The organism is Acrocarpospora pleiomorpha, from assembly GCF_009687885.1.
In the GTDB taxonomy this organism is placed as follows: domain Bacteria; phylum Actinomycetota; class Actinomycetes; order Streptosporangiales; family Streptosporangiaceae; genus Acrocarpospora; species Acrocarpospora pleiomorpha.
Genome location: NZ_BLAF01000043.1, coordinates 33,950 through 57,833, shown reverse-complemented (window position 1 = coordinate 57,833; position 23,884 = coordinate 33,950). Strand labels below are relative to the sequence as shown.

The window sequence follows — 23,884 nt, the reverse complement described above, 5'->3', positions numbered from 1 at the left end:
TCCGTGTTCGGTCGAATCGCGGGGAAGTGGTCATGCCAATATGGGCCGTAGTGGTCAGCATTCTTGTCTCGATCGCATCCCTGATAGTCGCGGCGGTAGCGCTGAGAACTACACGGCGTATTCAACAACAGCAGAGCCATCTGACGGCTATCAAAGAGGTATACGGCGCGTTCGGAGAGTTGCTGGACCAGCGTCTCACCAATCTGGAGATCTCTCACCTGCTCGTTCTCCCGCAAAATTACTCGCAGCATGCCATCTGGATCACGAATTGGCTGGGTAATCTCAGCGTGAGCGAGCAGGCCAGACTCCAGCTGCAGGAGTCTGCTATAGCGACACTCATCTTCGAGATTTTCGAGCGAGCAGTGATGGAACACGCCGCAGCTCAACGGCAAGGGTCGCCTGAGAAAACAGAGTTGCTTCTCCTCCAGCGGAATTTCTTCACCGGTCGCCTGCTCCGCAATCCACGGCTCCTCTATCTGTGGCATGCACGCGGCGGGAAAATCGGCCTCAGCGCCGAGGAGATCACGCATGATATCTACGCGAAGACGATCGGCGACATCGATATCAGCGGCAGGGCGGCCACCATGAGCCTGACCGAGTATCGCGAAATGGTGGCGAGGCTCGACCCGGAGAAGCTACAAGCAGATCCTATTGGGCCATATATCCATACGCCCGAGGAGCAGCCAGATACCACTTCGGCCGTGCCGGCACCACGTGAACCGCAGGCTGTCCAAACTCCGACCCTCATGATCGCCTTGGCATGTCTCGCCAGCCTGGCGCTATTGGTCGCGATCACGTGTGTTGTGCTCGTTTTCAGTCTGTAGAGACCAGGAAATGCAGACCTTTGCGGACCAGCCCGAGATCGATCTTTAATCCGCGAGTTTCGGATTGCACATGAGGAGCTGGCACGTGATCCCGGAAGGACTGCGCCTCCCGGGATCGGCGCGCGAAGTTTCAACGGAGTCTCCGGGCGGATAGCGGTGCACTGCGCCGGCTCAGTGATGGTCCGGTCCCCGTGGTGGCCGAGAGCCCGACAGGCTGGGCTTCATCCGGTGGAATCCGCATCGGCCGTGGTCGCTCTGGGGCTCTATGACGATCATCGGGACATCAAGCCTGGCTGTGACCAGGTGAGGTATCACAAACGTGGTCGAGGTCGGAAGTCCACTCGTTGCCGGTGAACAGTCCTTGGCGCAGGGGTCATGTCGTTTCGCGAGCGACTGGGCCTTGCGCAACGATTCACGGTCCTTTACGCTCCCCGTCAAATTAGGAAACCTTCCTAACGATCCGCTCTCAATCCTCCCCCTCGTCCAGGAGCGCCAATGTTACGTGCGGAGCACCCACCGCCCCCCACGCAAGATCGCCCCAGACGCCGCCGCTCGGTTGTGGCGGCCGCTGTAGCAGTGCTCGCGTTCGCCGTACCGTCCATGATCGGCACGACTTCCCAGGCCGCCGCTGCCGCTCGCACGAGCGGCGCCGCGATCACCGCGCCCGTCCAGCTCATCTCCAGAGGAAAGCCGGCCACGGCGTCGTCGATCGAGGGCGCGGGATTCGAGGCAGGTCTGGCGGTGGATGGGAACACCGCCAGCCGGTGGGCTTCGGCTGAGGGTGTAGACCCGCAGTGGATTCGGATCGACCTGGGCGGCTCGTACGCGATTTCCCGGGTGCGGTTGAACTGGGAGGTGGCCTACGGTTCGGCGTACCGGATCGAGGTCTCCCCCAACGACAGCAGCTGGACCAGCGTCTATTCCACCAGTTCGGCCGACGGCGCCGTCGACGACCTGACCGTCTCGGGGACCGGCCGCTATGTGCGGGTGTACGGCACCGCGCGGGGCACCCAATGGGGCTACTCACTGTGGGAGTTCGACGTCTACGGCACCCCGGCCGGGAGTGACACCACTGCCCCCAGCGTGCCCGGCAACCTGCGCTCGACGGGCACGACCTCCAGCAGTGTGTCGCTGGCCTGGAACGCTGCCACCGACAACGTCGGCGTCACCGGCTACGAGGTCTACCGGGGCGGCACTCAGGTGGCCACGGTCACGGGCACCAGCCACACCGACACCGGTCTGACCGCCTCCACGTCCTACACGTACACCGTCCGTGCCCGTGACGCCGCCGGTAATCGCTCGGCGGCCAGCACGGCGGTAACCGTACAGACCGGAAGCGGCGGCGGAAGCACCCCGGTCGCGGCCAACGGGCAGCTCCGGGTGTGTGGCACCAAGCTGTGCAACGAGGCCGGCAAGCAGATCCAGCTGCGCGGCATGAGCAGCCACGGCATCCAGTGGTACGACCAGTGTCTCAACAACGCCTCGCTCGACGCCCTGGCCAATGACTGGAAGGCCGACATCCTCCGGATTTCGATGTACATCCAGGAAGGCGGCTATGAGACCAATCCCCGGGCGTTCACCGACCGGGTTCACCAGTTGATCGAGATGGCCACCGCGCGCGGCATGTACGCCCTGGTGGACTGGCACATGCTCACCCCCGGTGACCCGAACTACAATCTCAGCCGGGCCAGGACGTTCTTCACCGAGATCGCCCAGCGCCACAACGCCAAGAAGAACGTGCTCTACGAGATCGCCAACGAGCCGAACGGCGACTCCGTCACCTGGTCTGTCATCCGCAACTACGCCAACCAGCTCGTCCCGGTGATCCGCCAGTACGACCCCGATGCTCCGATCCTGGTCGGCACTCCCGCCTGGTCCTCGCTCGGCGTCTCCGGTCCCGGCGACCAGACCGACACCATCCGCGGCAACCCGGTCAGCGGGACGAACATCATGTACACCTTCCACTTCTACGCGGCCTCGCACGGCACCGCATACCTGAACGCGCTGTCCCGCGCGGCTGACCTCCTGCCCATGTTCGTGAGCGAGTTCGGCACCCAGACCGCCTCCGGCGACGGCGGCAACAACTTCACCAGATCTCAGCAGTACATCGATCTGATGGCACAGAAGAAGATCAGCTGGGTGAGCTGGAACTACTCCGACGACTTCCGCACCGGCGCGGCCTTCACCACCGGCACCTGCCCGAACGGCCCCTACGCGGGGACGAGCAGGTTGAAGGAGGCCGGCGTCTGGGTCCGCGACCGGATCCGCACCGCCGACGACTTCTGATCAAGGAGTCCCACGGAACGCGCGAGGGCGTGTCCCTCCGGGGGATGCGCCCTCGCGCGAACCACTCGGACATTCCGGTACCTGGGGTCCGAACGAAATCTCGCGCGCCCGACCCGTGCTTACGGCGTGCCGGAAGTGCACGTGCGAAGACCCTCACACTCGTGGTCGCGATGGCGATCACGTCCAGTTCGTCCTGGTCACGAAGGAACGGTGGGCGGACCGAAGCACGATGGTCAGGGGGAGGTGCTCATGCTGTGTGCAGGTACACGCAGCGTGCGCCAGGTCTCTTAGCTGTTTGTCCGTGAACGCCATTGCGACCCTTGTGCCTGTTGCCGTCCCTCGCTGGCCGTCGGTTCTCCCAAAGTCCGTACAGCAAATCTGCCTGCTTCCAGCTGCTCCATCAGCAGGATCGGCGGGTTCCCCTTCGGCCACGGAGCAAGGCCCTGCTTGATGAGCCAGCGGCCGATTTGTCCGCTTCGAAGTTCGGTGCAGCGTTCCCAGAAAGAGGGTGCGATGGAGACAGCAACGCCTTGATCGGTCTGGCCCCCAGGATGTCACTTCGGCCAGGCTCCACCAGCCAAAAACCACTTTCGTGATCTAGGAAGCGGCGTCCGTACCATTCCCAGTGGGAACCAGCGCGCCAGGTCGGGACAGACTAGGAGCGTGCGGGGGCCGTACAAGCGACTATCGTCAATGTGCCAAGCCCGCTTGGGATCAAGTTGGTGGTCAACTCTGGGGCGAAGGTCATGAAACGCGAGCGCAGGGTTCGCCGCCTCGTGGATGGCGACACCATATGGTTCTGGTCGGTGCGTCAGAAGCTCGACAGGGGCCGGTATGAGAACTGCCTGCTAACCCTGTCGCTGCGCCGCGAAGGCTCACGTTCCCGCCTGTCGATCGTCTTCCGGCCCGGTCCGGACAGAGTTATTTCCAACACGTATTTCGAGGCGGGCACCGTGGTTGCCGGTCCCGAACGGAACTGGTTGAACCTCTACGAGCCCAACGCGGTCCGGGGGCTTCTCCGGATTGCAGCAGCGCGCGGAGACTTGCCGACAGAGCCCGGCACCAGGGAAGTCGACGGGTGGTACCTCTTTGAAGCTTTGGTGGCTGCGCAGAACGCCGGGCCTTGACGAGAACAGCCACCGTACACGCCCGCAGCTCCCAACCCATCGGCCCGCGCGCCACAGTGCAGGGGGCAGCCACTGTCGGCTAGGGCAAGGTTTCGTACGGGATGCCTCATCGTGGGCGAGTGACCGGGACCACGGTGAGGAGGTGGTCGAGGCCCTTGAAATCCTTCGGGTTGCAGGTGTAGAGGGGCAGCCGGTTCGCGATGGCCACGCAGGCGATCATCAGGTCCGCTGTTCGGGGGCGGGGTTTGTGGCCTGAGGCGATGACAGCGGTCCACAGCTGGCCGTACTCGCGGGCGGCGGTGTCGTTGAAAGGCAGGGGATCGAACTCGGCCTCAACGGTCTGAAGGATCTTCATTCGCTGGGCGAGTTCCTGCGGTCCGTTCGTCACCAGCACGCCGACGGAAAGCTCTGCCGTGGTGATGGCGCTGATCATCATCTCGTCGGGCAGTTCGTCGGGGTCGATGCCCTCGCGCAGGATGAGGATGTTGGTATCGAGCAATCCTTGCGTGTGGGTCATTCGTCGTCCTGCGCGAACTCGCCTCTGCCATAGGCGCGGTCGTAAGGGTCGTACAGATCGTCGTTGACGTGGTGATCCATGTCTTCGCGATATTTCCGGTCGTCCAGACGAGGCATCCCTCGGGAAACAGCCGCGAACTCCGCCCGAGAGACAGCCCGGCGCCGACGACGGATGGGCACCAAGTCGCCGATGTGGTGTCCGTTGCGGGTTACGGCGTATCGCTCACCCCGTTCCAATCCGTCCATGATCTCGGCTGACCGGTTGCGAAGGTCGCGCTGGGAAATCTGGTGCGAGGGGTCGGGTTCGGGAGTACTCACTCCTCAAGTTTATAGCCGGTGTGCCATCAAGTGCCACGTGGTAGCACAAAATGCGCGTTCAGAATGTGTACGCGGGATAGAACGAGGCACCGATCGGCGGCGAGGTTCAGGGGAGGGAAGCTTCTCCGGGGGATCTTCCAATCGTCCACTCCCGCCGTCTCATCGGCGGAAGGGAGTGTTCGACTGCTTTGCGGGCCTGAATTCGCGTCCCGCTGCGTTCGCTGGCCTCGACGATGATCGTCGCCATGGCGTGTCCGGACATGGTGCCGTTGCGCATTGGGAAGGTGAGCTTGCTCCGACTACCGCCACTCCCTGGTCATCCGCCCGGACTGTGCTGCGTGCGAAGAGTAGCGGCGGCTTGTCGAACACGTCGCGCAACCGGTAGAGGTACAGATCGTCCCCCATGGTGAGGACCTGGATGCCATCCTGTTCCCACGAAACGATCTCAAGCCGCGCTCCTTCCACAGCGGCATCGATCGGGTCGGAGAAGAGATCTACCGGGCCGACGCGTTCTCGCAGGAATGCCTCGGCCCGTCCCCGATGCGCTGGAGCAGGTAGCGCTCCGCGGGCGCGGGAGGGGCGGCGTCGTGGAATGTTGCGTACATGCGGGTCACCTCCATGAGGCGATCCTCGCCGGGACAGGGTGGGCTCACCTCGGAGTCGTTCGTGAAGCGACACGCCGAGGTTCCAGCGGGCGGACAAGTGGCAGAAGCCGTCAATACACGAGGTGTGAGGGCGATCGACGAGCCGGGGTTTCGTTTCTCGTCGATGTGACCGCTTGCTCGTGGATGTCCGGGATTTCTTGATCGGCACTTGACCGAATGGTCGCAGAGGTTGGCTTCCTGCGCTGTTAGCGTGCTGATGACTTTGATCCAAATGGTTCGGAGTCCAAGATATCTATGAGCTATTCCAGGGGAATCCAGGGGAATGAACAGGCATTTCATTAGCACCCGTTTGGTGGGACTGATAGGAGCAATCGCGTTCGGGGCGGGAGTGCTGACCTCAACGCCCGCCCACGCGGACACGTGCGCCGCGAACACGGCGTGCAGCACCACGACCACGTTCGACGTGACTGCGGGCGTGCTGGACATCACCGTGCCCGATACAGCCGACCTCGCCAACGACGCAGCGCCAGGCGAAAACGCCTACGGACAGCTGGGGGCGATCACGGTGAACGACGAGCGCGCGTCGGCCACTCCCACCTGGACGGCTAGCGTGGACATGACTGGGACGACGGGCTTTACGACCGCCGGCGGCGACGGCGCGGGCGAGGTCATTCCCGAGACCAGCGTGTACTACTTCTCAGGCGATGCCACCGCCACGACCGGCGACGGAACCTTCACAGCCGGCCAGCCGGGTACGTTCACCGAACCACCTACCACCCCGCAGGGGCAGACACTGGCTGCCTCGCGCACCGCGTACGGCCACACAGGTGGCACCGGCAACAACTCCGCGACCTGGAACCCGTACATTACGGCAGCACTGGCCCTCAGCAACGTGTCGGGCCAGTACACCGGCACGATCGCCCACACAGTGGTGTAGCCACGTGCCACTGCGTTCCAAGCTGCTCACCTCCATTGGGGTCCTTTGCCTGCTGCTGCATGGAGCGTTGGGCGTCTCGGCGCTCGCAGAAGGTGGCTCGGGTACGTCGTATCCGAGCCACCGGGAGCCCGACGGCAGCATCGGCATCAAGTTGCTCGAAGCCTCGTCCAATCGTAAGAACGACCCTCGCGCTTATCTCTACATCGTCGACCACATCAACCCCGGCACGAGGGTCTCCCGGCGATTCGAGATCAGGAACACCTCCAGCAGCTCCCAGCGCATCAAGCTTTACCCAGGCGCGGCGGAGATTCGCCACAACACGTTCGTGCCGGCGGCAGATCGCCATGCGAACGAGCTGGGCTCGTGGATCTCTATCGACCGCCCCGAGCTTATCGCGCCGCCAAATAGCCGTATCCAACTGAACGCGAAGATCAGCATCCCGAAATCCGCATCCGAAGGGGAACGGTACGGCGCCATCTGGGCCGAGGTGGCCTCCCCCTCCGTTAAGCCAGGGTCTGCCGGAAATATCCAGATGATCAACCGGGTAGGGATAAGGGTCTATCTCGACATCGGGCCAGGCGGTGATCCACCATCGGACTTCCGCATCGAGCAACTGACACCCGGCCGTACCGAGGTCGGCATGCCGGTGGTGAAGGCAACGGTCAACAACACGGGGGAACGTGCCCTCGACCTGGGCGGACAGATGTGGCTGTCCGACGGGCCGGGTGGACTCAATGCCGGACCATTCCGCGCGCAGGTAGGTACGACGCTTGCACCCGGCTACAGCGCGCCCGTCATGGTCATGCTCGACGATCGGTTGCCTGACGGTCCATGGCAGGTCAAACTCATGCTGGAAAGCGGCCGGGTCCACCACACGGTCACCGGCACGCTCACCTTTCCGGAGAAGCCTGCGACCTGGGGCCTGCCGGCCCTCCTGGACTCGTTCCCGCTGTGGGCTCTCGTCATCGTCGGGTCGCTCGCCGCCGTGGCCGTCGCCTTCTTTCTGGTCCTCGCCGTACGTCGTTTGCGCCGCCGGCGTCGCGTGGCCCAATAATCCGATGCCAACGGTTGAGAGTTCCTCACCGAAACGGGGGACTCCTCCCCGCGTCACCCCCGTCTCAGAGCGGTCAATCAGAAAAGAGTTGGGGGTTCGGCTGGCATTGGGTCGGGGAGTGGGTCGAGGGCAGGTAGCCGGGTGCGTACGTCGTCGTGAAAACGGCGGGCGAGTAGCAAGGCGTCCGCGTTGTCGGGCGTGTGGATGAACACGGTCGGCGAGCGTCCTTCGCGGAGCCACGTGATAACTGTCTCGACCCAGGGTTGCCAGCCCTCGACTGTGCGGGCTGTGGAATCACGGCCGAGATAACGGACGATGGGGCGGTCGGTAAGCGCCCGCATGCGGCGAGCCACGCGAGGCTTCCTCATCCAGGCTTCACGCTCGGCATTAGTGGTCGGCGGACTCTCAAACAGAGTCGTCGTATCGAAAGGAATCCACTCCGCGTTGGCGTTGACGAGCACCCTTTCGAGAAGCTGTGCGGACCGCGGGTCATCGAAGAAAGCGCGATGGCGGACTTCGACGGCGTAGCGCGGTGAGCGGGGAAGACGGTGCAGGAAAGCCGCCAGCGCGCCAAGATCGGCAGGCCCGAACGACCCCGGAAGCTGCACCCAGAGCGCGTGGATTCGCGGACCGAGTGGCTCGATCGCGTCCAGGAACGAGCCGAGGTCCTCGTCGGTATCGGCGAGTCGCCGCTCATGCGTGATCACCTTGGGCAGCTTGACCACGAAACGAAACTCCGGAGCGGTCTGCTGGGACCACGACTCCACGGTGCTCCTCGCGGGCGTCGCATAGAAGGTCGTGTTGCCCTCAACCGCATCGCACCAGGTCGCGTACGCCTTCAGCCGCTCCTTGGGCGAAAGCGGATGAGGCAGGAAGCGCCCCTGCCAAGGCGCGTGAGTCCACATCGCGCATCCCACATGAAGCCGCATGACCTCGACGTTACCGAAGCCGAGGGATAGCCCCGGGGTCGCCGCCCACCGGACTCTCCATTATGGATATGGCGTGAAATTCGCGGACGAGTGGGTGACAATATCATCACTCTCGGTTCATGACAGGCTAAGGACGCCAATGGCCCACGTGCAGCTTCCTGAACTGCCGGAACACACTCTCAGCTTTGTTGTCGACGGCCGGGTGCGTGCTCCGTCCGGACCGGAGGCGGCGGAAGAAGAAGAGCCGGAGGATGAGGCGCCCGAACTGGCGGGCCGGGTTGTTCTCGGCGGGCCGGTGGCCTTTCCGATGACGGCCGAGCGGTATCCCGAGGTCGCCGCCTACATCGAGCAGGAGGCCGCTCACCATCGCTATCACGAGGTCCATCTGTCGGTCACCTTCGTAGAGAAGCAGGACGGGCCGCCGTTGCATTCGGTCACCCTTCGGGTGAATCTCGCGGCGAAGGCCCCGGCGGACCAGCCGATCGCGTGGTCGATGGCGCCCGCCAGGATCGACGATCCGAGCCAACGGGACGTCCAGTTCGAGATCAAGCCGCAGCTCAAGGTGGCCGGAATCGAGGCCTCGATCGGCACGCTGGGCGGGACTCTGCCCGGTTCGCACACCCCGTTCCTGCGAGCGACGCGGGAACTGCGGTCCGATCCCCGATGGGAGCTCAAGCGGACCAAGAATCTGCCCTTGGACGGGACCCAACGCGTGGTGCTGGTCGTCCGGGCCGACGCCGGGGCGGTGGCCTCGATGACGGTGGAGGTCACGGCGGCCACCAGGTCATCGATCTTGCGGCGATATCGGGCGCTGCCCACTCCGCTGCGGCTCGCGGCCGATCTCTGATGAGCGACGCGCTCTCCGACGCCGAGGTGGCGGCATTCGCCGCCGCCTATCCGACGGTACGGGCCGAGAAACTCCTGTGGAACGCGAGATTTCCCGACTCGGTGATTCCGAGCACCGTATTGAACGCCGGTGACTTCTGGAGCGAAGTATCCCGCGTGCTGGCCAACGGCGCGTTTCCGGGAGGGCGACGGCGTTTACTCGCGATCGCGCACCGCAGTTTCCCGGCTAACGCCGCGTTCGCCGCCGGGCGGGTTCGGCGAGTTCTGGTGGTCGGGGCCAGTCCCGACGAGGAGGACGCACTGCGCGCCGACCGTGAGCTCAGGGAGATCCGCAAAGCGGCTCGGCTGGGTCATCTGGAGGTGGCGTCCGTGCTCGCGGCGCAGGTGTCCGATTTGCGAGCCGTACTAGCGGAGCGGCCGGACATTCTGCATTTGTCCGTGCATGGGGATGGGACGTACCTGTATTTCGAGTCGGCGCTCGGGGACGGGCAACCTGTCGCGGCCCGCGACGTGGTGGCCACGCTGGCGCGTTATCGTGACGCCGATCAGGTCAGGCTGACCGGGCTGATCCTCCAGTCGTGCGAGAGCGAGTCGGTCGCCGCGGAGTTCCTGGACGTCGCCGAGGTCGTCGTCGCGCATCGGGGCCGGATCGACGACGCCTGCGCCGTCCTGTTCGCCGCACGGCTGTACGAGGAGCTACGGGACACCCCGTCCCTGCCCTCAGCAGTACGGAATGCGAGCGCGGACGACGAGCCGAGCTGCGACTTCCGCGACAACGTGATCGTTCTCGTGAGGCGGGCCTGACGTGGAACCCGAATGGCGTCCGGCGGTGCTGACCGCGCCCCTGCCCGGGGGTCGGGTCCGATGTGGACTCTGTCCGTACAACTGCGGGCTTGACGAGGGCCAGACCGGGCCCTGCCAAGTGCGCAGGAATCGGGACGGGGTGCTGGAGACGGCCACGTTCACGGCGGCGGTCGCTCATATCGACGCGATCGAACGCAAGCCGTTCTACCATCTGCGGCCCGGCGCGCGAGTGCTCACCGTGGCCAGTCCCGGGTGCACGTTCTCCTGTGGATACTGCATCAACCACCGGCTCTCCCAGTACGGCCGGGAAGCTACGTCGCCATGGCTCGGCTCGGCTGCGGTCCCCGCGGAACTCGCAACCCAGGCCCGGGAAGCCGACGCCATGCTGGGCCTGTCCTACACCGAACCGGGACTCGCGCCCGAACTCACATTGGCGCTGGCGGAACACGGCCTGCCGATCGTATGGAAGACCAACGGGTTCCTCACCCCGGCGGCGATCGACCTGGTGGCCCCGGTGCTGCTCGGCGTCAACATCGACGTGAAAGCGGCCGATACTCGCTCACACCGGGATCTCACAGGCGCCCCACTCGGACCAGTTCTGGACGCGATCGAACGTTTCCTCGCCGCCGATGTCTGGGTTGAGGTCTGTACGCCCCTGATCCCCGGAGTATCCGCGTCACCCGAACAACTCGACACCATCGCCCACCGGCTGGCCGCGATCTCCCCCGACCTGCCCTGGCATCTCCTGCGCTTCACGCCGGACTTCAAAATGCTGCTGGACCCACCCACCCCGCCCGCCATGCTCGAATCCGCCCGGGAGATCGGGCACCAGGCCGGCCTCCGATTCGTCTACGTAGAACGGGCACTCGGCACGCCAGGCCGACGAACGGAATGCCCGGATTGCGCGGCCACGCTGGTGGAACGCGGGATCTGGGCGACCCACGAAGTCCACCTCCGCGGCGACAAATGCCCCAACTGCGGCGCCCACATCCCCGGCCGCTGGGAGGTTCGCCCATGACCGACCCACGCCTCCGCGCCTGGGCCACCGCCCACGCCCGCTCGGCAGGCCGCTCGGGCATGCACCAGTCCGCCGGTACGGCAGGCGCCATCGAACTCGTCGACCAGGAAACCTGGCTCCCCCGCGACACCGCGATCCGCGCCCTGGACTGGACGTTCCTCGAGGACGGCCGCCCGGCGCTCGCCTGCTCCGACGGCGCCTCGGTGTACGTGCTGGACGGGGAGACCGGCGCGATCATGTCAGGCTGGGGGACACCCACCGCGGTCGTCCAATGGTGGCGGCGGCGAAAGCCGGACGCCGACTACCTCATGATCGCCAACGGCGACCTGGCGTTGCTCTTCCACCCGCACGGCGATTCCCCGGAGCGGCCCGAGATCCGCGCGGCCCCCCTCGGCACGGCCATTCAGACCGTCGCCGCCTCCTCGGAGAATTCCCTGTTCGCGGCCGCCGGGCTGAGCAAGGAAGTGGTCCTGTTCCGCCTGAGCCGGTCCCATGGGCTGACCCGGGACTCCACCCTGCTCGGGCATCGCGACTGGGTCGTCGACCTGGCCTGGTGCCGTGATCTCCTGGCCAGCGCGAGCGCGGACGGCACCGCCAAGGTGTGGAACGGCAAGACCGGCCGGCTCCTCCAGACGCTCGACCACCGCGGCTGGGTGTCGCACGTGGCCTTCGCGGAACTCCCCGACGGCACCATGCTGCTGGCGACCGCCGCCCAGGACGGAAAGGTACGCGTCTGGAACCCCCTCACCGGCGAGCTGATCCACACGCTGACCGGCCACATGATGGAGGTCTCCTGCGTCGCGTGGACGGTGCTCCCCAACGGCCGGGCGTTGCTGGCGTCGAGTGGTTACGACCAGATTGTCCGGGTGTGGGATGGTCAGACCGGTGCGCGCCTGACCGAGAGCGCGCCCCTCGGCGACATCCTGCACGCCGTCATCTGGGGACCCACCCGCGACGGCAGGCTCAGACTGGTGGCCGGCGGCGCGGCGGGCGGCCTCGACGTCTTCACTCTGGCCATCGACACCTCGACGGCCGAGACCGACTCGCGCAAGGCCAAAGCGGCCAAGAAGGTCAAGCCGATCAAGTCGCTGACCGCCGACTCCGTCCCGCTGCCCGCTGGAGTCGACCCGAATCTGCGATCCTGGCCCCTACCCGGCGATCTGATCGCCACCACGCTCAAGAACCACACGATACGCGTGGTCAACCGAACCGGCGAGCACGTGTTCGATCTTGTGGGTCACCAGGGATTGATTCTGTCGGTAGAGGGATATGTTGACGCCGCTGGGCGATTTCTGGTGGGGAGCGTGGCGGCTGACGGAGCGCGAGTGTGGAGCGACATCAGCCCCCATCTTGGGGGGATTGAGTCGGGACCCCGCTGGATGCGGGGAAGCGCGGTGGATGACGGTGTGGGAGTGCCGACCGGCGTCGCCGGCAACCCGGTGGAGATCGCATCATCACGTGAATCATCATTCGGCCAGATGCGAAGCGTGGCCTGGGGGACACGTCCAGATGGTGATGTCATTCTCACCGTGGGGGGTACTGCGGGCGACTTAGCGTTGAACTTGTCGCGCGACCGAGCCCCCATACGTCATCGTCGAGGTCAGGTGACTTCGGTTGCCTCGGCCGAACTCCCCGACGGAGAGCTTTGGCTGGCCATCGCTGTTCCCCGCGCGGGCATCGAGATCCTCAACTCGAGGAACGAAACCATCGCCATGCTGCGCCACACCCCCTCGCCGAACGCCGTCGCGTGGGCGGTTCTCCCTGACGGAGATCTGCGTCTGGCGAGTTGTGGTGTCGATGGTGTCGTCAAGGTCTGGAACGCCGAAGACGAACAGGTCACGACCTTGTCCGGGCACAACAAAGCCGCCAACGCGGTCGCGTGGGCCGTGCTTCCCGACGGCAGGCTGCTGCTCGCGAGCGGCGGCAGCGACGCCGTCGTCCACATATCCAACGGCCACTCCGGCAAGGTGCTGGCCTCGGTGACCGGATACGGCGGGCCGGTCATCTCGCTCAGCTGGGAGATCCGCCCGGACGGCACCATCGAGCTGTGGACCAGATCGTCCAGCGGCACCGACCGCTTCGAGGTCAAGATCACCCCACCGCTCCCACCGGCTGAGCCGGTAAAACCGGCACCCCCTCCGCCGATCGAGCGTGTCCTTCCCGGATCGATCGCAGCAGGACTGCTCAAACTGGGCGAAGGAGCCCTGTGGCCCGCGCTTGGACTGACCGCCGACTTGATCAGCCTCACCGCCCCCACGATCGGCACGCTGCATGATCCGCAGCTCAAAGCCTTCGAGCACCACCCGGGCATCGTCCGGCTACGCGCCCTCGCCTGGCCGGAAGCGGCCCGTACCGCATTCGCCGCCCTGCTCCTGGCCCCCCTCGACCACAGCCCGATCTTCACCCCTCCGACCGACGGATCGGACGTGATCGAGACAGCCCTCGCCCACGCCCTGACCACCGACCCCATCCGCGCCGTCGCCACCGGCTTCGACCTGGACCAGCTGAGCCGCGCCGCCTACGGAATCACCGAACAGACGATCACCCTTCTGTCGCTGATCGGGTCACAAACCGCCATGGACGACCCGCTGCTCCCCCTCCGGATGAACCACCACGTCCCGCAACTCCCCGCTCTCACCGAACGCCAACTCCGCCTGCTCGCCGACCACAGCCACACTCCTGACCGGCGGTTACGCCGTTCCGGCGGTGGAACGCTCCGGCACACTCCCGGCACGGCGGGCATCATCCGCCACGGCCAGCCCACCCACCTTCTCCACACCGACCTGGCCCTCCCGGTCGACCTGTTCAACCTCCGCAGCCTGCAAAGCCAACTCCTCTACCGCCGCCACACCACCCCCCAACCCCCGGTCCCCCGCCCGCTGACCCTCATCCTCGACACCACCCCGCCCACGTACGGCCCGGCAGAACAAGCCCTGCGCCTGGCCGCCCACGCCCTCACGGTGGCCTCCTGGTCGTACGGACTGGAACCCATCCTGATCACCCTGACCGACCCCGACCAACCGGTCCCCCTCGCAGGAATCGAACAACTGCTGCGAATGTGGACAAGCAGAACCCTCGAAGCCCCGCATCCCGCCTTGGAGAAGGCCCTCGACACCGCCTCGGCGACCGCCAGAACGACAGTGGCTCTGCTGCACCAGCACGCGCCACGCCGCGGCCACGCCGCCAGCTCGTCCGTCCCTTTCGTCACCACCCGACACCCGGCCGAGCCGGTGGGGCCGCGCGCCGGAAACGCGTACCACCACGAACTGCCGCCCAGTCCGGGCGGCGCCGACCTCACCGCGCTCATCAACGCGCTCCTGCTCCCCGGAACGGCCCGCCAAGCCTCCACCCGACCACGCCCGTGAGGAGTCAGCCCGATGGCCGACCACAGGTTCGTCGCCTCCCTGCCCGACTTGATCGACCCCGCCGAATATGACGCCCACCCGGACGGCGGCCTGATCCGGCTGCGGATCACCGTCACGGACACGGGCGTCGAGGTGCTCGGCGACGGCATGCGCCCCGAGCAGATCGAAGCGGTCCTCAACGCCCTCAACGGCCCGGACGACGAAGGCCCCGAAATGGAGCAGATGCTGTGCGGCTAGATGACGCCCTCGCCGGTCCCGAAGCCACTATGCCGTTTGACGCCCTTACCGGGAGCCCCGAAATGGAGCAGATGTCGTGCGGATAGAGGAGGAGTTGACGCGTGGCATCGAGGCCGGGCTCGCGCCGGCGCCGAGTGAACCGGAGACGCGCGAGGGCCGGGCGGTGACCGTGCCGTCGCACTGGTGGTTCAACCTGGTCTGCCATACGTGCGGGCACACGTTCCGGCGCGGCGATGCGGTCCTGGTCGACCTGGCGGCCCGTACGGTACGGCATCTCGAACCAGGTCTGGACTGCGCGGGCGGACCCGGCACCGAGCCGTCCGCCACGGTCGCCGAGTTCGCAAGCGGCTTGCAGGACGGGTGGCCCGCGTCCGTTCCTTTGGTACGGCTGGCGAAAGACGACTGGCGGGTACCACGCCCGGGACAGCGCCACCCGGCCCCGCGCTGTCGCTACTGCGCCCACACGTTCCGCCCGGGCGAGCACGTCGTGGTGTGCCCGTGCCGGATCGAGGATCCCGCCTGCGGCGCGGCCGTGCACCGCGACCCGGCACGCGGCCTGTCCTGCTGGGAACGCTGGCAACCGGACGGCGTGGTCGCCATCTGCCCGGTCGCCAAGACGAAGGTGACCGACCATGATTGACGGCTTGCCCGGCCGGGAATCCGTGGCGACCGACATGGCTGACGGCCTGCGCGGTCGGGAGTCCGCGTACGACCGGCAGCGGCTTATCCCCGGCTGGGATCAGGATCGGCTGGCCGCCGCGACGGTGGTGGTCGCCGGGGTGGGCGCTGTCGGCAATGAGATCGCCAAGAACCTCGCGCTCGCGGGTGTCGGCCGATTGATCCTGTGTGACCCGGACGCGGTATCCGTCACCAATCTGAGCCGTACCGTCCTGTTCACCCCCGGAGACCTGCACGGTCCGAAGGCCGAAGTGGCGGCCGAGAGCCTGCGCCGCCTGGTCCCCACGCTCCAGGTGGAGCCCCGGATCGCGCCCTTGATCAGCGGCGTAGGTCTTGGTGAACTGGCGGACGCGGCCTTGGTGATCGGCGCCGTGGACACCATCAGGGCCCGCATGCAGCTGCTCGGCCGCTGCGCGCTGGTCGGCGCCGCCCTCGTCGACTCCGGCACCCAGCCCTGGGGCGGCGAGGTCCGCTTCCGCCCACCCGACCAGCCGGACGAACCGTGTTACGCCTGCACCCTGACCGAACATCAGCGCAGCCACAGCGACCTGCCCTGGAGCTGTTTCGAACCACGTGACACCGGCCCGGAGCCCGCCAGCATCGCGGCCGCGGCACTGGTCGGAGCCTGGACCACCACCGCCGCGCTGGAGTTCCTGATGGGCCGCCCTCCAGCCTGGCGGCTGCTCTCCATCGAGTTGACCGGCCGCACCAGCCCGGTACAAATCAGCCGCAACCCATCCTGCCCGTACCACCATCCATGGACAGACCACCCGTCACCACTGGCGTCAAGCGCCGACACAACCGTGGCCGAACTCCTCACCGAGTTCGCCCCAGAAGACGAGCCGGAAACATGGACCGACTTCCCGCTTCCCCTGTTCTGCCGAGTGTGCGGCCTTTATCCTCAACTCGCAGATCGGCCCGACCGTGACCACGTCCAGCTGTGCGCGCGGTGCGGCGCGCTGCTGCGGTCCGTCACCAGCGTGCGCCTGCGGGACGCCGGATCTGACATCCGGCTGCGGGAGCTGGGCGTCGCACCAGAGGAGATCCTGCCCGTCCGCGGAGCACAGGGAGAGCGCCGATGTGTGCGTTTGAGTCGCGGCTAGGCCGCGAGCAGGAGCCCGACGGACCGGACGCCGTCGAGGACATCCAGATGACCCGGGCCGATCGGGCGGACTTCCACGGCGTGCTGGCCAACATCTACTCCACGGTCGCCCGCGCCGACCTGATCCTGGACGCCATCGAATTCCCGCCGCTGCGCCGGCCCTCGTTCACAGACACCGCGGAAAGCGCCTGGAACGACATCTTCCGCGAGATCAACAACGGCATCGTGCAGGCCGGCTATCGAGGGCTGCTGGAGCACGCGCTGCGCGTCTACGGCAACAACCCGCACCTGCAGCGGCTGCGCGACCGCTACCTGCGCCCGTCACCCCGGCCGGCGCCCGCGCCGGAAGCCCAGGAACCCCAGGAACCCGAGGAGCCCGCGCGGGCGGCGCCGCCGGAGACCTGCCACGTGATCTTCCGGGCCGACAACGAGAACGACCGGGCCGCGGCGCGCGACCTGCTGGAGGCCGCCGGACTGGCCCCGGCCGAGGTCTGGTCGACCCCGTCCGCGGTGTCCTTCCGGGTCGGCTCCGCCGACTCCACGATGATCCGCCGGATCCTCGACCACACCGACTTCGGCTGGACGGTGGTGCCGCCCGGCATCCCCGACTACCTGCTCAGGCAGCTGTTCATCGAAGGTCCGGACGGGCGCCAGTTCCGGATCGTGGACGCCCCGGCGCAGCAGACGGTGGGGCATGTCGCCGCCGAGGTCGTCGGCGCGTACGGCCAGAACTTCCCGGGCGGAAAGCGGCCGACGGTGATCGACCACGTCAACCCGGACGGCTCGGGCCGGCGGTTGAATCCGGACGGGACCCTGCACGAGGAGGGCGTGCACGACGGCGATCGCCTGCGGGTCGGGTTCCACGCCACCGCCGCCGCGGTGAACCCGGTGGATCGCGAGGACGCCCTGTTCCGGGTCAAGAACCAGGTGCTCGACTACGCGGCCGCCCACCCCGATTTCCGGGTGGAGGCGAATTCGCTGCTCGCGCCCACCGAATACCGGCTGGAGTTCGAGCAGCCCAGTTTCGGGCCGCCGGAGGTGCCGGGCGGCGAGCCGGTGGACATCGGCTTCCACGTGGTCGTGATCATGCTGGGGCCGGAGTTCCCGGTGGTCGCGCCCCAGGTGTTCTGGATGACGCCGTTCTTCCATCCGAACGTGTGGCCCAACTACGACAGCCCGCGCATGCGGGAGAACAAGTCCGCGGCCGGTCTTGTCTGCCTCGGCGCGCTGGACGAATCGTATGAATCCTCCCTCGACTTCGGCACCCTGTGCGCGATGCTGCGCGAGATCGCCGCCTACCGCAACTACAGCGTGTGGAAGGACGACGGCTCGGTGGACTTCTTCGACGGCGACGCGGCCCGGTGGGCGGAGCTGGCGGGCGGGCCGCGCATCGCGCGGATCGGCGGCACCCCGTCGCACGCCAGGCTCCAGCGGAAGGGCAGCTACATCAACGTGATCGAGCAAGCATGAGTTACGAGGTGGAGCTCTTCCGGGGCGGGGATCAGACGCCGGTGCGCCGGGTGCCGCTGGAACCCGTCCTGCGCCGGTTCTTCGAGAGCCAGCTGGACCAGGCGCTCAGCGGCGCCGTCATCCAGCTGCTCTTCCTGCCCGAACCGGAACCAGGACCCGCCGTCTCGCTGGAGAACACCGGCGGCTTCTCCGTCGCCAACCTCCGCCCCAGATACGGCCACGTACAGGTCCGGGTGCTCCTCAACGACGAACTGCTGTACCAGCATCCGCACCCGGTAAGTGAATTGCTGGGACGCGCGTTGCGAGACACACTCAGGGAGTTGGCACCCGACGAACGGCATTGGGGGTTCGGGTTGCACGGGCCGAACTTCGACCATGGACCGCTGGTGCGTCCGGTGCCCGAGATGGAGCACGGTGTGCACATCGAGGTCGGCGCGCACCGGGGCCGCATCTTCGATCTGGAGGAGTTACCCCCGCCGGACCCGCCGCTGAGCACCCTCGCCGCCCTCGGCGCGGATGCCACGCCGAGTCCGGGCAAACCTATCGCGGTGGTCCTCGGCAAGAGCATGTACGCCTCGTTCACCGAAACCCACCCGTTCTCCACCGAAGTGGAGGAGGGCGGCTTCCTCGCCGGGCGCGTCTACCGGGACGCGGCGGCCCCCGACCGGCACCTGATCGAGCTGACCGCGATGATCCCCGCGCAGCGCACCGGCGCGTCCATGTTGAGTTTCACCTTCACCGGCGAGAGCTTCCTGAGCGTCGGCGAGCTGCTGGCGGTGCGGCGGCAGGGCGAGGAGCTCGTCGGCTGGTACCACACCCATCTGTTCGCGGCCGGTCGCGGCCTCGGCCTGTCGTCGGTGGACGTACGGCTGCACCGGTCGACGTTCCAGCGTCCGTGGCAGGTGGCGGCGCTGGTCAACATCTCGCGGGGCGCCCGGGTGCTGCGGTTCTACTGCCGGGATGACGCCAGGGGGATGATGCTGGCGCCGTACTGGACGGTGCCCTGATGGGGGCGGTGGAGACGGCGCAGCGGGTGCTCGACTGGGTGGCCCGCCCGGCCGGAAATGTGCCCAACGGCACCTTGTGGAAGGCCGCGCGGCTGGCCGACCCGCCGCCGGACGTGGTTCGCAGGCTTGCGGAGATCACGTGGCGGAGCAACGCGGTGCGGGGGATGGGCAATCCGCCGTTCGGGGAGGCGGCGCGGGTCGGGCTTGGCGGGGTGCTGCTGGCGGCGGTGATCGGCGGTCGCGATCATCCGGAACCGGCGATGATGATCGCGAACTCGCTGGTCAGGACGCGGTCGCGGCTGCCGGACGCGACGGCCCGGCACGCGGTGGTGCTGCCCGCGCTGCGCGGCGTTCCGTCGTGGCAGGGCGTCGAAGGGCTGCCCGACCTGCTGCTCCGCGCCTCACCGCTGACCGCCGTCCTGCACCATCCGCCGGGCGATCCGGATTCCTCGGAGTATCGCGCCGTGCAGGAACGCGTGGCCGAGCTGGTCACGCGGCCACATGGACGGGCGGTGGTGGTGGGCACGCTGGCCGAGTGCGACTCGGACGTCCGGGTGCTGGGCTGGCGCGCGTACCTGCTCAACCAGTGGTTGCGCCACGGCGAGCTGGACCTGGTCAGGGACGTCTACGCCACGGCCTGGCTGCGGCACGGCAAGGCGTGGGCCAGGCAGATCGGCCAGGCACTGCGCTGGGAGGGCAAGCCGACCCCCGTGATGAAAGCCACCGGAGCCTACTGGGCGGCCGCCGAGCGAGTGGACCTCGGCAGAACACGACCGGTCGCGCGCGGCTACGACAGCGCGCTCCGGCTGGTCCACCGCTACCGCACCTGGAGAGGGAGATGATGGCGCCCCGGCCGCACTTCCGGTTCGTGAGCGCGGATCCGCAGCGGTTCGACGATCTCGTCATCATGCACTCCGACGACTGGACGCTCGGGCAGCTGCTGGCGGAGGTTCCCGCGTTCCTGCTCGAACCGGACTTCGATCCCGCCCATCTCGACGTCGGTCTGAGATCGCTGAAGCTCACGGTGACCGGCGATCCGGGTGGTCGTCCGCTCTACCTGCCGCCGGGTGTCGCGCTGACCTCGCTCACGCCCGCCGAGCCGCCCCCCGCCGAACTGGTCGTGGAGGTATCCGCACCCTTGCGGGAGTTCGCGGACGAGGGCCACCCGGAAAACCTGAGCGAGCGAGCCGCGGTGCTGATCGCCCACCAGGTGGAGATCGACCGCGCCGGCGCCTACCTCAAACGCGGCTTCTCCGTCCTCATCCAGTGCGAGAAACTCCTGGTCGAGCACCTCATCGACGAGATCGTGCACCAGTCCGACCGGGCCAGAACCGTGATCAAGGCGGAGCCGGACACCGACTCCACGCTCGGCCTGCCCCCCGCCGGCCGGCGCAGCGCCCAGCTGGCCGCGCTGGAGAAAGAGGTCAACGACGCCGACGAGGAGCGGATCGTCGTCGTCCCCCACCTCGACCTGCTCGCGGGCGGCAGCAACACGGCGATCAGCTCCGAGGCCCGCGAGCTCACCGACGTCCTCTACGAGAACAGCACCCGGGTGCTGCTCGCCTTCACCGACCCGTCGCTGGTGCTGCCCGAGGTCCTGGCCGACCGGTTCGCGGTCCGCCTCTCCCTCGACGTGCTGCCCCGCGAGGTCGCCACCGCCGGCGGCCGCCGGGTCCCCGTCGGCCAAGCCCTCGTACGGCGGGAGGAAGCCGAGCTGTTCCGCGACTTCAACCCGATCGCGCTCTACAAGAACATCGCCGGCATGAACGCGGTACGCCTCCGGCACGGCCTGCGCTTCGCCTACCACGAGCACCACCAGCGCCCCGAACCCACCTTCGCCGACCTGCTCCAGGAGCTGGCCCTGTTCAAGGCGCACACCTCGAACTCCTTCGAGGTCCCCAACGTGCCCTTCAGGAAGATCGGCGGCTACCAGCCGGTCAAGGACGAGCTGAACCGGGCGCTGTCCATCATCTCCGGCGCCGCCGCGGGCTTGGCCGACCTGCCCGAGGAGGTGCGCCAGGACCTGGTGCCGCGCGGCTTCATCTTCCACGGCCCGCCCGGCACCGGAAAGACGCTGTTCGCCAAGGCGGTGGCCAGCGAACTGGACGCCACCATCCTGGTCGTGTCAGGACCCGAGGTCACCGACATGTACGTCGGCGAGAGCGAACGCAAAGTCCGCGAACTCTTCGCCGAAGCCCGCCGGAACGCCCCCTCGGTCCTGGTCTTCGATGAGTTCGACTCGATCGCGGCCAAACGCACCGGCCGGGACGACGGCGGCAGCCGCGCGGGCAACGCGGTGGTGGCCCAGCTGCTGACCGAGCTGGACGGCTTCCGCCCGGAAGTGCCGGTCCTCATCATCGGCACCACCAACCGGATCGACATCATCGACGACGCGCTGCTGCGGCCCAGCCGGTTCCGGGCCATCAAGATCGACCTACCGGACGAGGAGGCCAGGGCGGCGATCGCACGCGTGCACGCGGGCACGTTCCTGCGCGAGCAGCCCGACGACGAGCTGTTCGCCGCGATCGCCCGGGCCACCGAGGGCATGAACGGCGACGAGATCCGCTCGATCTTCCGCGACGCCCGCGCCGACGAGCTGATCGGCGGCCCCGACGCCCGGCCGGACGCCCGACGGCTGGGCGAGCTGATCGGCGCTCTTCGCCGGGCGGCGCAGCAGCGCGAGATCGACCAGCGCCGCCCTGCGGGCCGGCCGGCCGAGGCCGCTTCCTACCTGCCGCTCACGCCGCGGCACCGCCCGATCCTGGCGGAACTGACGGTTCCCACATCGCGGGAGGATGAGTGAAACGTACTCCGGAAAAGCTTGGGAAGGCTTTCGCCGGGCGTCTCGACGATGTCAAGGACATGTTCGTCGACCGCGGCGACGTGGTGGACGTGCTCGCCCTCGGCGTGCTGAGCCGGGAGCACGTGCTGGTGGTGGGCCCGCCAGGCACCGCCAAGTCGCGGCTGCTGGAACGCTTCTGCCGGTTGCTGGAGACCAAGCCGTTCAGCTACCTGCTCACCCGGTTCACCGAACCGGCCGAGATCTTCGGGTCGATCGACGTGAAGGAGTTCCAGGACAACAGCGTCTACAAGATCAACACGGCGGGGATGCTGCCCGAGGCCAGGATCGCCCACCTGGACGAGGTGTTCCGGGGCAGCTCGGCCATCCTCAACACGCTGCTCAGCCTGATCAACGAACGGACCTTCCACACCGGCCAGACCGTGCTGCGCAGCCCGCTGATCTCGCTGGTCGGCTCGGCCAACGAGATCCCCAACGACCCCGAGCTGGAGGCCTTCAGCGACCGCTTCCTGCTGCGCTGCACCGTGCAGTACGTCGGCGACGACGACCTGGACGACGTCCTCACCCAGGGCTGGAAGGACGAGCAGAACCGCATCAAGGCGGACATCTCTTCTGACGACGACCGCTGGGACCGTGATCTGGTCCCGCTGCAGCCCGCGGAGCTCGCCGACTTGCAGCAGGCGGTCGGGAAGGTGGAGTTGGCGCCGGTGCGGGCCACGTACACCAAGATCCTCCGGTCGCTGCGGGCGGAGGGCGTCGCGTTCTCCGACCGGCGGGCGGTGAAGGCGCAGAAGGTGTTCGCGGCGTCGGCGCTGCTGCGCGGCCGGATGACGGCCGATGAGAGCGACCTTGCCCGGATGGTGCACCTGTGGACGGATCTGGCGGACGAGAGCACCTTGCGAAGGATCGTCGCCGACCATGGCGTGCCCGTGGACGCCCCTGGCAGCGGGGCCAGGGACCCGGTGCTCATCAAGATCGACCTGCGCGGCATCGCCCGGCTGCGGGAACAGGCGACCACCGGTGCGGAGCTGCAGAAACTCGCGCAGGACAACAAACGTCTCGCTCACGAGCTGCGGCGGCAACATCCGGGCGAGGCAGATCTGATCAAGGCGGTCGAGCAGGAACAGATCGCGCTGATCACCAAACTCCGGGAACTGGACCCGGAAAGGTGGCTGAGCTGATGTGCAACCCGCGCCGGATCCGTGTCCGCGCCACCCGGCTGCTGGCCGAGTCCTGGGATCACGAGGTACGCCGGTCGGTCGAACTCACCGACCAGGTCGTCGGCGAAGCCCGGGTCCGGGAGCGGCTGAGCCGGTCGGTCGGGCTGCCGACCTTGACCGCGCTGGCTCGCGTGCTGGGTCGTACCGAGGGGTGGGAGGAGGGCGAGGACGGTGTGTTCCGGCACCCGCTCGACGGGGGTGTGCTCTCCTACGATCCCGACTCGCGTGACCTGGAGATCGTGGCCCGGGTGAGCGACCGGGTGCGCGCCACCGGTGCCGCCAGTACGACCGTGCGGGCCGAGATCAGGCACACCCTGGCCGCGACCGGCATCGGCACCTACTACGACGACGAGTGGGGCGGCGTCACCGAGGAGGACGCCCGCAGGGAGGCCAACCGCGACGCCGAACTCGCTCTCGGCGAGGCAGCCGAGACCGCCAGGGTCAAGCAGCGCGAACAGGCCGAGAAGGCACACGGCGACGCCTTGACCGGCCAGGCCCACCGCAACGCCCTCGACACGCTGGCGACACTGCGCGGAACCCGGGAACGTGAACTCGCCAACGAGGCGTCCCGGCTGCTCAGCGACATCGGCGCCGACGCCCGCGCGCTGTTCCATCGCGCTCTCGCGGAGGCCTACCGCGACGCCATCCTGGCGTACGCGCGGACCCGGAGGGCCACCGGGATCAGCTCCACGGAGGGTCCCGACGGCGTTCTGGACATCGAATTCGAGCTGGAGGTCTGAG

At 67.4% G+C, this 23,884-nt stretch carries 22 protein-coding genes and 1 pseudogene; 18 read left to right on the top strand and 5 right to left on the bottom strand.

The features are described from left to right. The first annotated feature begins 50 nt into the window (after positions 1–50). The 3 genes from Aple_RS32445 (at position 51) to Aple_RS32435 (ending at position 4,237) form a co-directional block, all read left to right on the top strand. Positions 51–824 (top strand): hypothetical protein, encoded by a 774-nt coding sequence (locus Aple_RS32445; protein WP_155348532.1) that lies wholly within the window; start codon positions 51–53, stop codon positions 822–824. Positions 825–1,424: 600 nt separating this feature from the next. After that, positions 1,425–3,110 carry a cellulase family glycosylhydrolase gene (locus Aple_RS54860; protein ID WP_170321761.1) on the top strand — a complete coding sequence of 562 codons (1,686 nt, stop codon included), beginning with the start codon at positions 1,425–1,427 and terminating at the stop codon, positions 3,108–3,110. A 746-nt stretch (positions 3,111–3,856) separates the two neighbouring features. Continuing rightward, on the top strand, positions 3,857–4,237 hold the full coding sequence (locus Aple_RS32435) for a hypothetical protein (protein ID WP_155348530.1): 381 nt from the start codon (positions 3,857–3,859) through the stop codon (positions 4,235–4,237). Between the two features lie 106 nt (positions 4,238–4,343). Here Aple_RS32435 and Aple_RS32430 read toward each other — a convergent pair whose 3' ends face one another. The 4 genes and pseudogenes from Aple_RS32430 to Aple_RS55750 all read right to left on the bottom strand — a co-directional run bounded on the left by Aple_RS32430 (position 4,344) and on the right by Aple_RS55750 (position 5,691). Beyond that, positions 4,344–4,754, bottom strand: coding sequence for a type II toxin-antitoxin system VapC family toxin (locus tag Aple_RS32430; protein WP_155348529.1), 411 nt, complete (start codon positions 4,752–4,754; stop codon positions 4,344–4,346). Then, positions 4,751–5,071, bottom strand: coding sequence for a type II toxin-antitoxin system Phd/YefM family antitoxin (locus tag Aple_RS32425; RefSeq protein ID WP_155348528.1), 321 nt, complete (start codon positions 5,069–5,071; stop codon positions 4,751–4,753). Before Aple_RS32425 ends, Aple_RS32430 begins: the two co-directional genes overlap by 4 nt. Positions 5,072–5,177: 106 nt before the next feature. Further along, positions 5,178–5,354 (bottom strand): annotated as a pseudogene (locus Aple_RS32420) (DNA-processing protein DprA); the annotation flags it as partial. Between the two features lie 211 nt (positions 5,355–5,565). Next, entirely contained in the window at positions 5,566–5,691 is a 126-nt protein-coding gene (locus Aple_RS55750; protein ID WP_281361630.1) for a hypothetical protein, read from the bottom strand. A gap of 337 nt (positions 5,692–6,028) precedes the next feature. Between Aple_RS55750 and Aple_RS32415 the strand changes: the two genes are divergently transcribed. Then, entirely contained in the window at positions 6,029–6,613 is a 585-nt protein-coding gene (locus Aple_RS32415; protein ID WP_246264935.1) for a hypothetical protein, read from the top strand. A 4-nt stretch (positions 6,614–6,617) separates the two neighbouring features. After that, positions 6,618–7,667, top strand: coding sequence for a hypothetical protein (locus tag Aple_RS32410; protein WP_246264934.1), 1,050 nt, complete (start codon positions 6,618–6,620; stop codon positions 7,665–7,667). 77 nt (positions 7,668–7,744) lie between these two features. On the opposite strand, the gene Aple_RS32405 is transcribed toward Aple_RS32410, so the two are convergent. Continuing rightward, a complete protein-coding gene (locus Aple_RS32405) occupies positions 7,745–8,596 on the bottom strand; it encodes a DUF72 domain-containing protein (protein WP_155348525.1) in 852 nt (283 codons plus the stop codon). 73 nt (positions 8,597–8,669) lie between these two features. Between Aple_RS32405 and Aple_RS32400 the strand changes: the two genes are divergently transcribed. From Aple_RS32400 to Aple_RS32340, 13 genes are all read left to right on the top strand, one after another. Continuing rightward, complete coding sequence (locus tag Aple_RS32400; RefSeq protein ID WP_155348524.1) at positions 8,670–9,443, top strand: hypothetical protein; 774 nt, start codon at positions 8,670–8,672, stop codon at positions 9,441–9,443. Further along, positions 9,443–10,246 carry an effector-associated domain EAD1-containing protein gene (locus tag Aple_RS32395; RefSeq protein WP_155348523.1) on the top strand — a complete coding sequence of 268 codons (804 nt, stop codon included), beginning with the start codon at positions 9,443–9,445 and terminating at the stop codon, positions 10,244–10,246. The genes Aple_RS32400 and Aple_RS32395 overlap by 1 nt, the downstream gene beginning before the upstream one ends. A gap of 118 nt (positions 10,247–10,364) precedes the next feature. After that, positions 10,365–11,264, top strand: a complete 900-nt coding sequence (locus tag Aple_RS32390; protein ID WP_218038596.1) for a radical SAM protein — start codon at positions 10,365–10,367, stop codon at positions 11,262–11,264. Continuing rightward, positions 11,261–14,629, top strand: a complete 3,369-nt coding sequence (locus Aple_RS32385) for a WD40 repeat domain-containing protein (protein ID WP_155348521.1) — start codon at positions 11,261–11,263, stop codon at positions 14,627–14,629. The genes Aple_RS32390 and Aple_RS32385 overlap by 4 nt, the downstream gene beginning before the upstream one ends. A gap of 12 nt (positions 14,630–14,641) precedes the next feature. Next, entirely contained in the window at positions 14,642–14,866 is a 225-nt protein-coding gene (locus Aple_RS32380; protein WP_155348520.1) for a radical SAM-modified peptide, FtsH ternary system-associated, read from the top strand. Positions 14,867–14,942: 76 nt separating this feature from the next. Then, positions 14,943–15,506 carry a hypothetical protein gene (locus tag Aple_RS32375; protein ID WP_155348519.1) on the top strand — a complete coding sequence of 188 codons (564 nt, stop codon included), beginning with the start codon at positions 14,943–14,945 and terminating at the stop codon, positions 15,504–15,506. After that, positions 15,499–16,647 (top strand): HesA/MoeB/ThiF family protein, encoded by a 1,149-nt coding sequence (locus Aple_RS32370; protein ID WP_218038595.1) that lies wholly within the window; start codon positions 15,499–15,501, stop codon positions 16,645–16,647. The genes Aple_RS32375 and Aple_RS32370 overlap by 8 nt, the downstream gene beginning before the upstream one ends. Further along, positions 16,623–18,116, top strand: coding sequence for an effector-associated domain EAD1-containing protein (locus Aple_RS32365; protein WP_155348518.1), 1,494 nt, complete (start codon positions 16,623–16,625; stop codon positions 18,114–18,116). Before Aple_RS32370 ends, Aple_RS32365 begins: the two co-directional genes overlap by 25 nt. Beyond that, entirely contained in the window at positions 18,113–19,123 is a 1,011-nt protein-coding gene (locus Aple_RS32360) for a JAB N-terminal domain-containing protein (protein WP_155348517.1), read from the top strand. Before Aple_RS32365 ends, Aple_RS32360 begins: the two co-directional genes overlap by 4 nt. After that, positions 19,123–19,965 (top strand): hypothetical protein, encoded by an 843-nt coding sequence (locus Aple_RS32355; protein ID WP_155348516.1) that lies wholly within the window; start codon positions 19,123–19,125, stop codon positions 19,963–19,965. The genes Aple_RS32360 and Aple_RS32355 overlap by 1 nt, the downstream gene beginning before the upstream one ends. After that, positions 19,962–21,926 (top strand): ATP-binding protein, encoded by a 1,965-nt coding sequence (locus Aple_RS32350; protein ID WP_218038594.1) that lies wholly within the window; start codon positions 19,962–19,964, stop codon positions 21,924–21,926. The genes Aple_RS32355 and Aple_RS32350 overlap by 4 nt, the downstream gene beginning before the upstream one ends. Then, entirely contained in the window at positions 21,923–23,104 is a 1,182-nt protein-coding gene (locus tag Aple_RS32345) for an AAA family ATPase (protein WP_218038593.1), read from the top strand. Before Aple_RS32350 ends, Aple_RS32345 begins: the two co-directional genes overlap by 4 nt. Then, a complete protein-coding gene (locus Aple_RS32340) occupies positions 23,092–23,883 on the top strand; it encodes a hypothetical protein (RefSeq protein WP_218038592.1) in 792 nt (263 codons plus the stop codon). The genes Aple_RS32345 and Aple_RS32340 overlap by 13 nt, the downstream gene beginning before the upstream one ends. Position 23,884 lies beyond the last annotated feature (1 nt).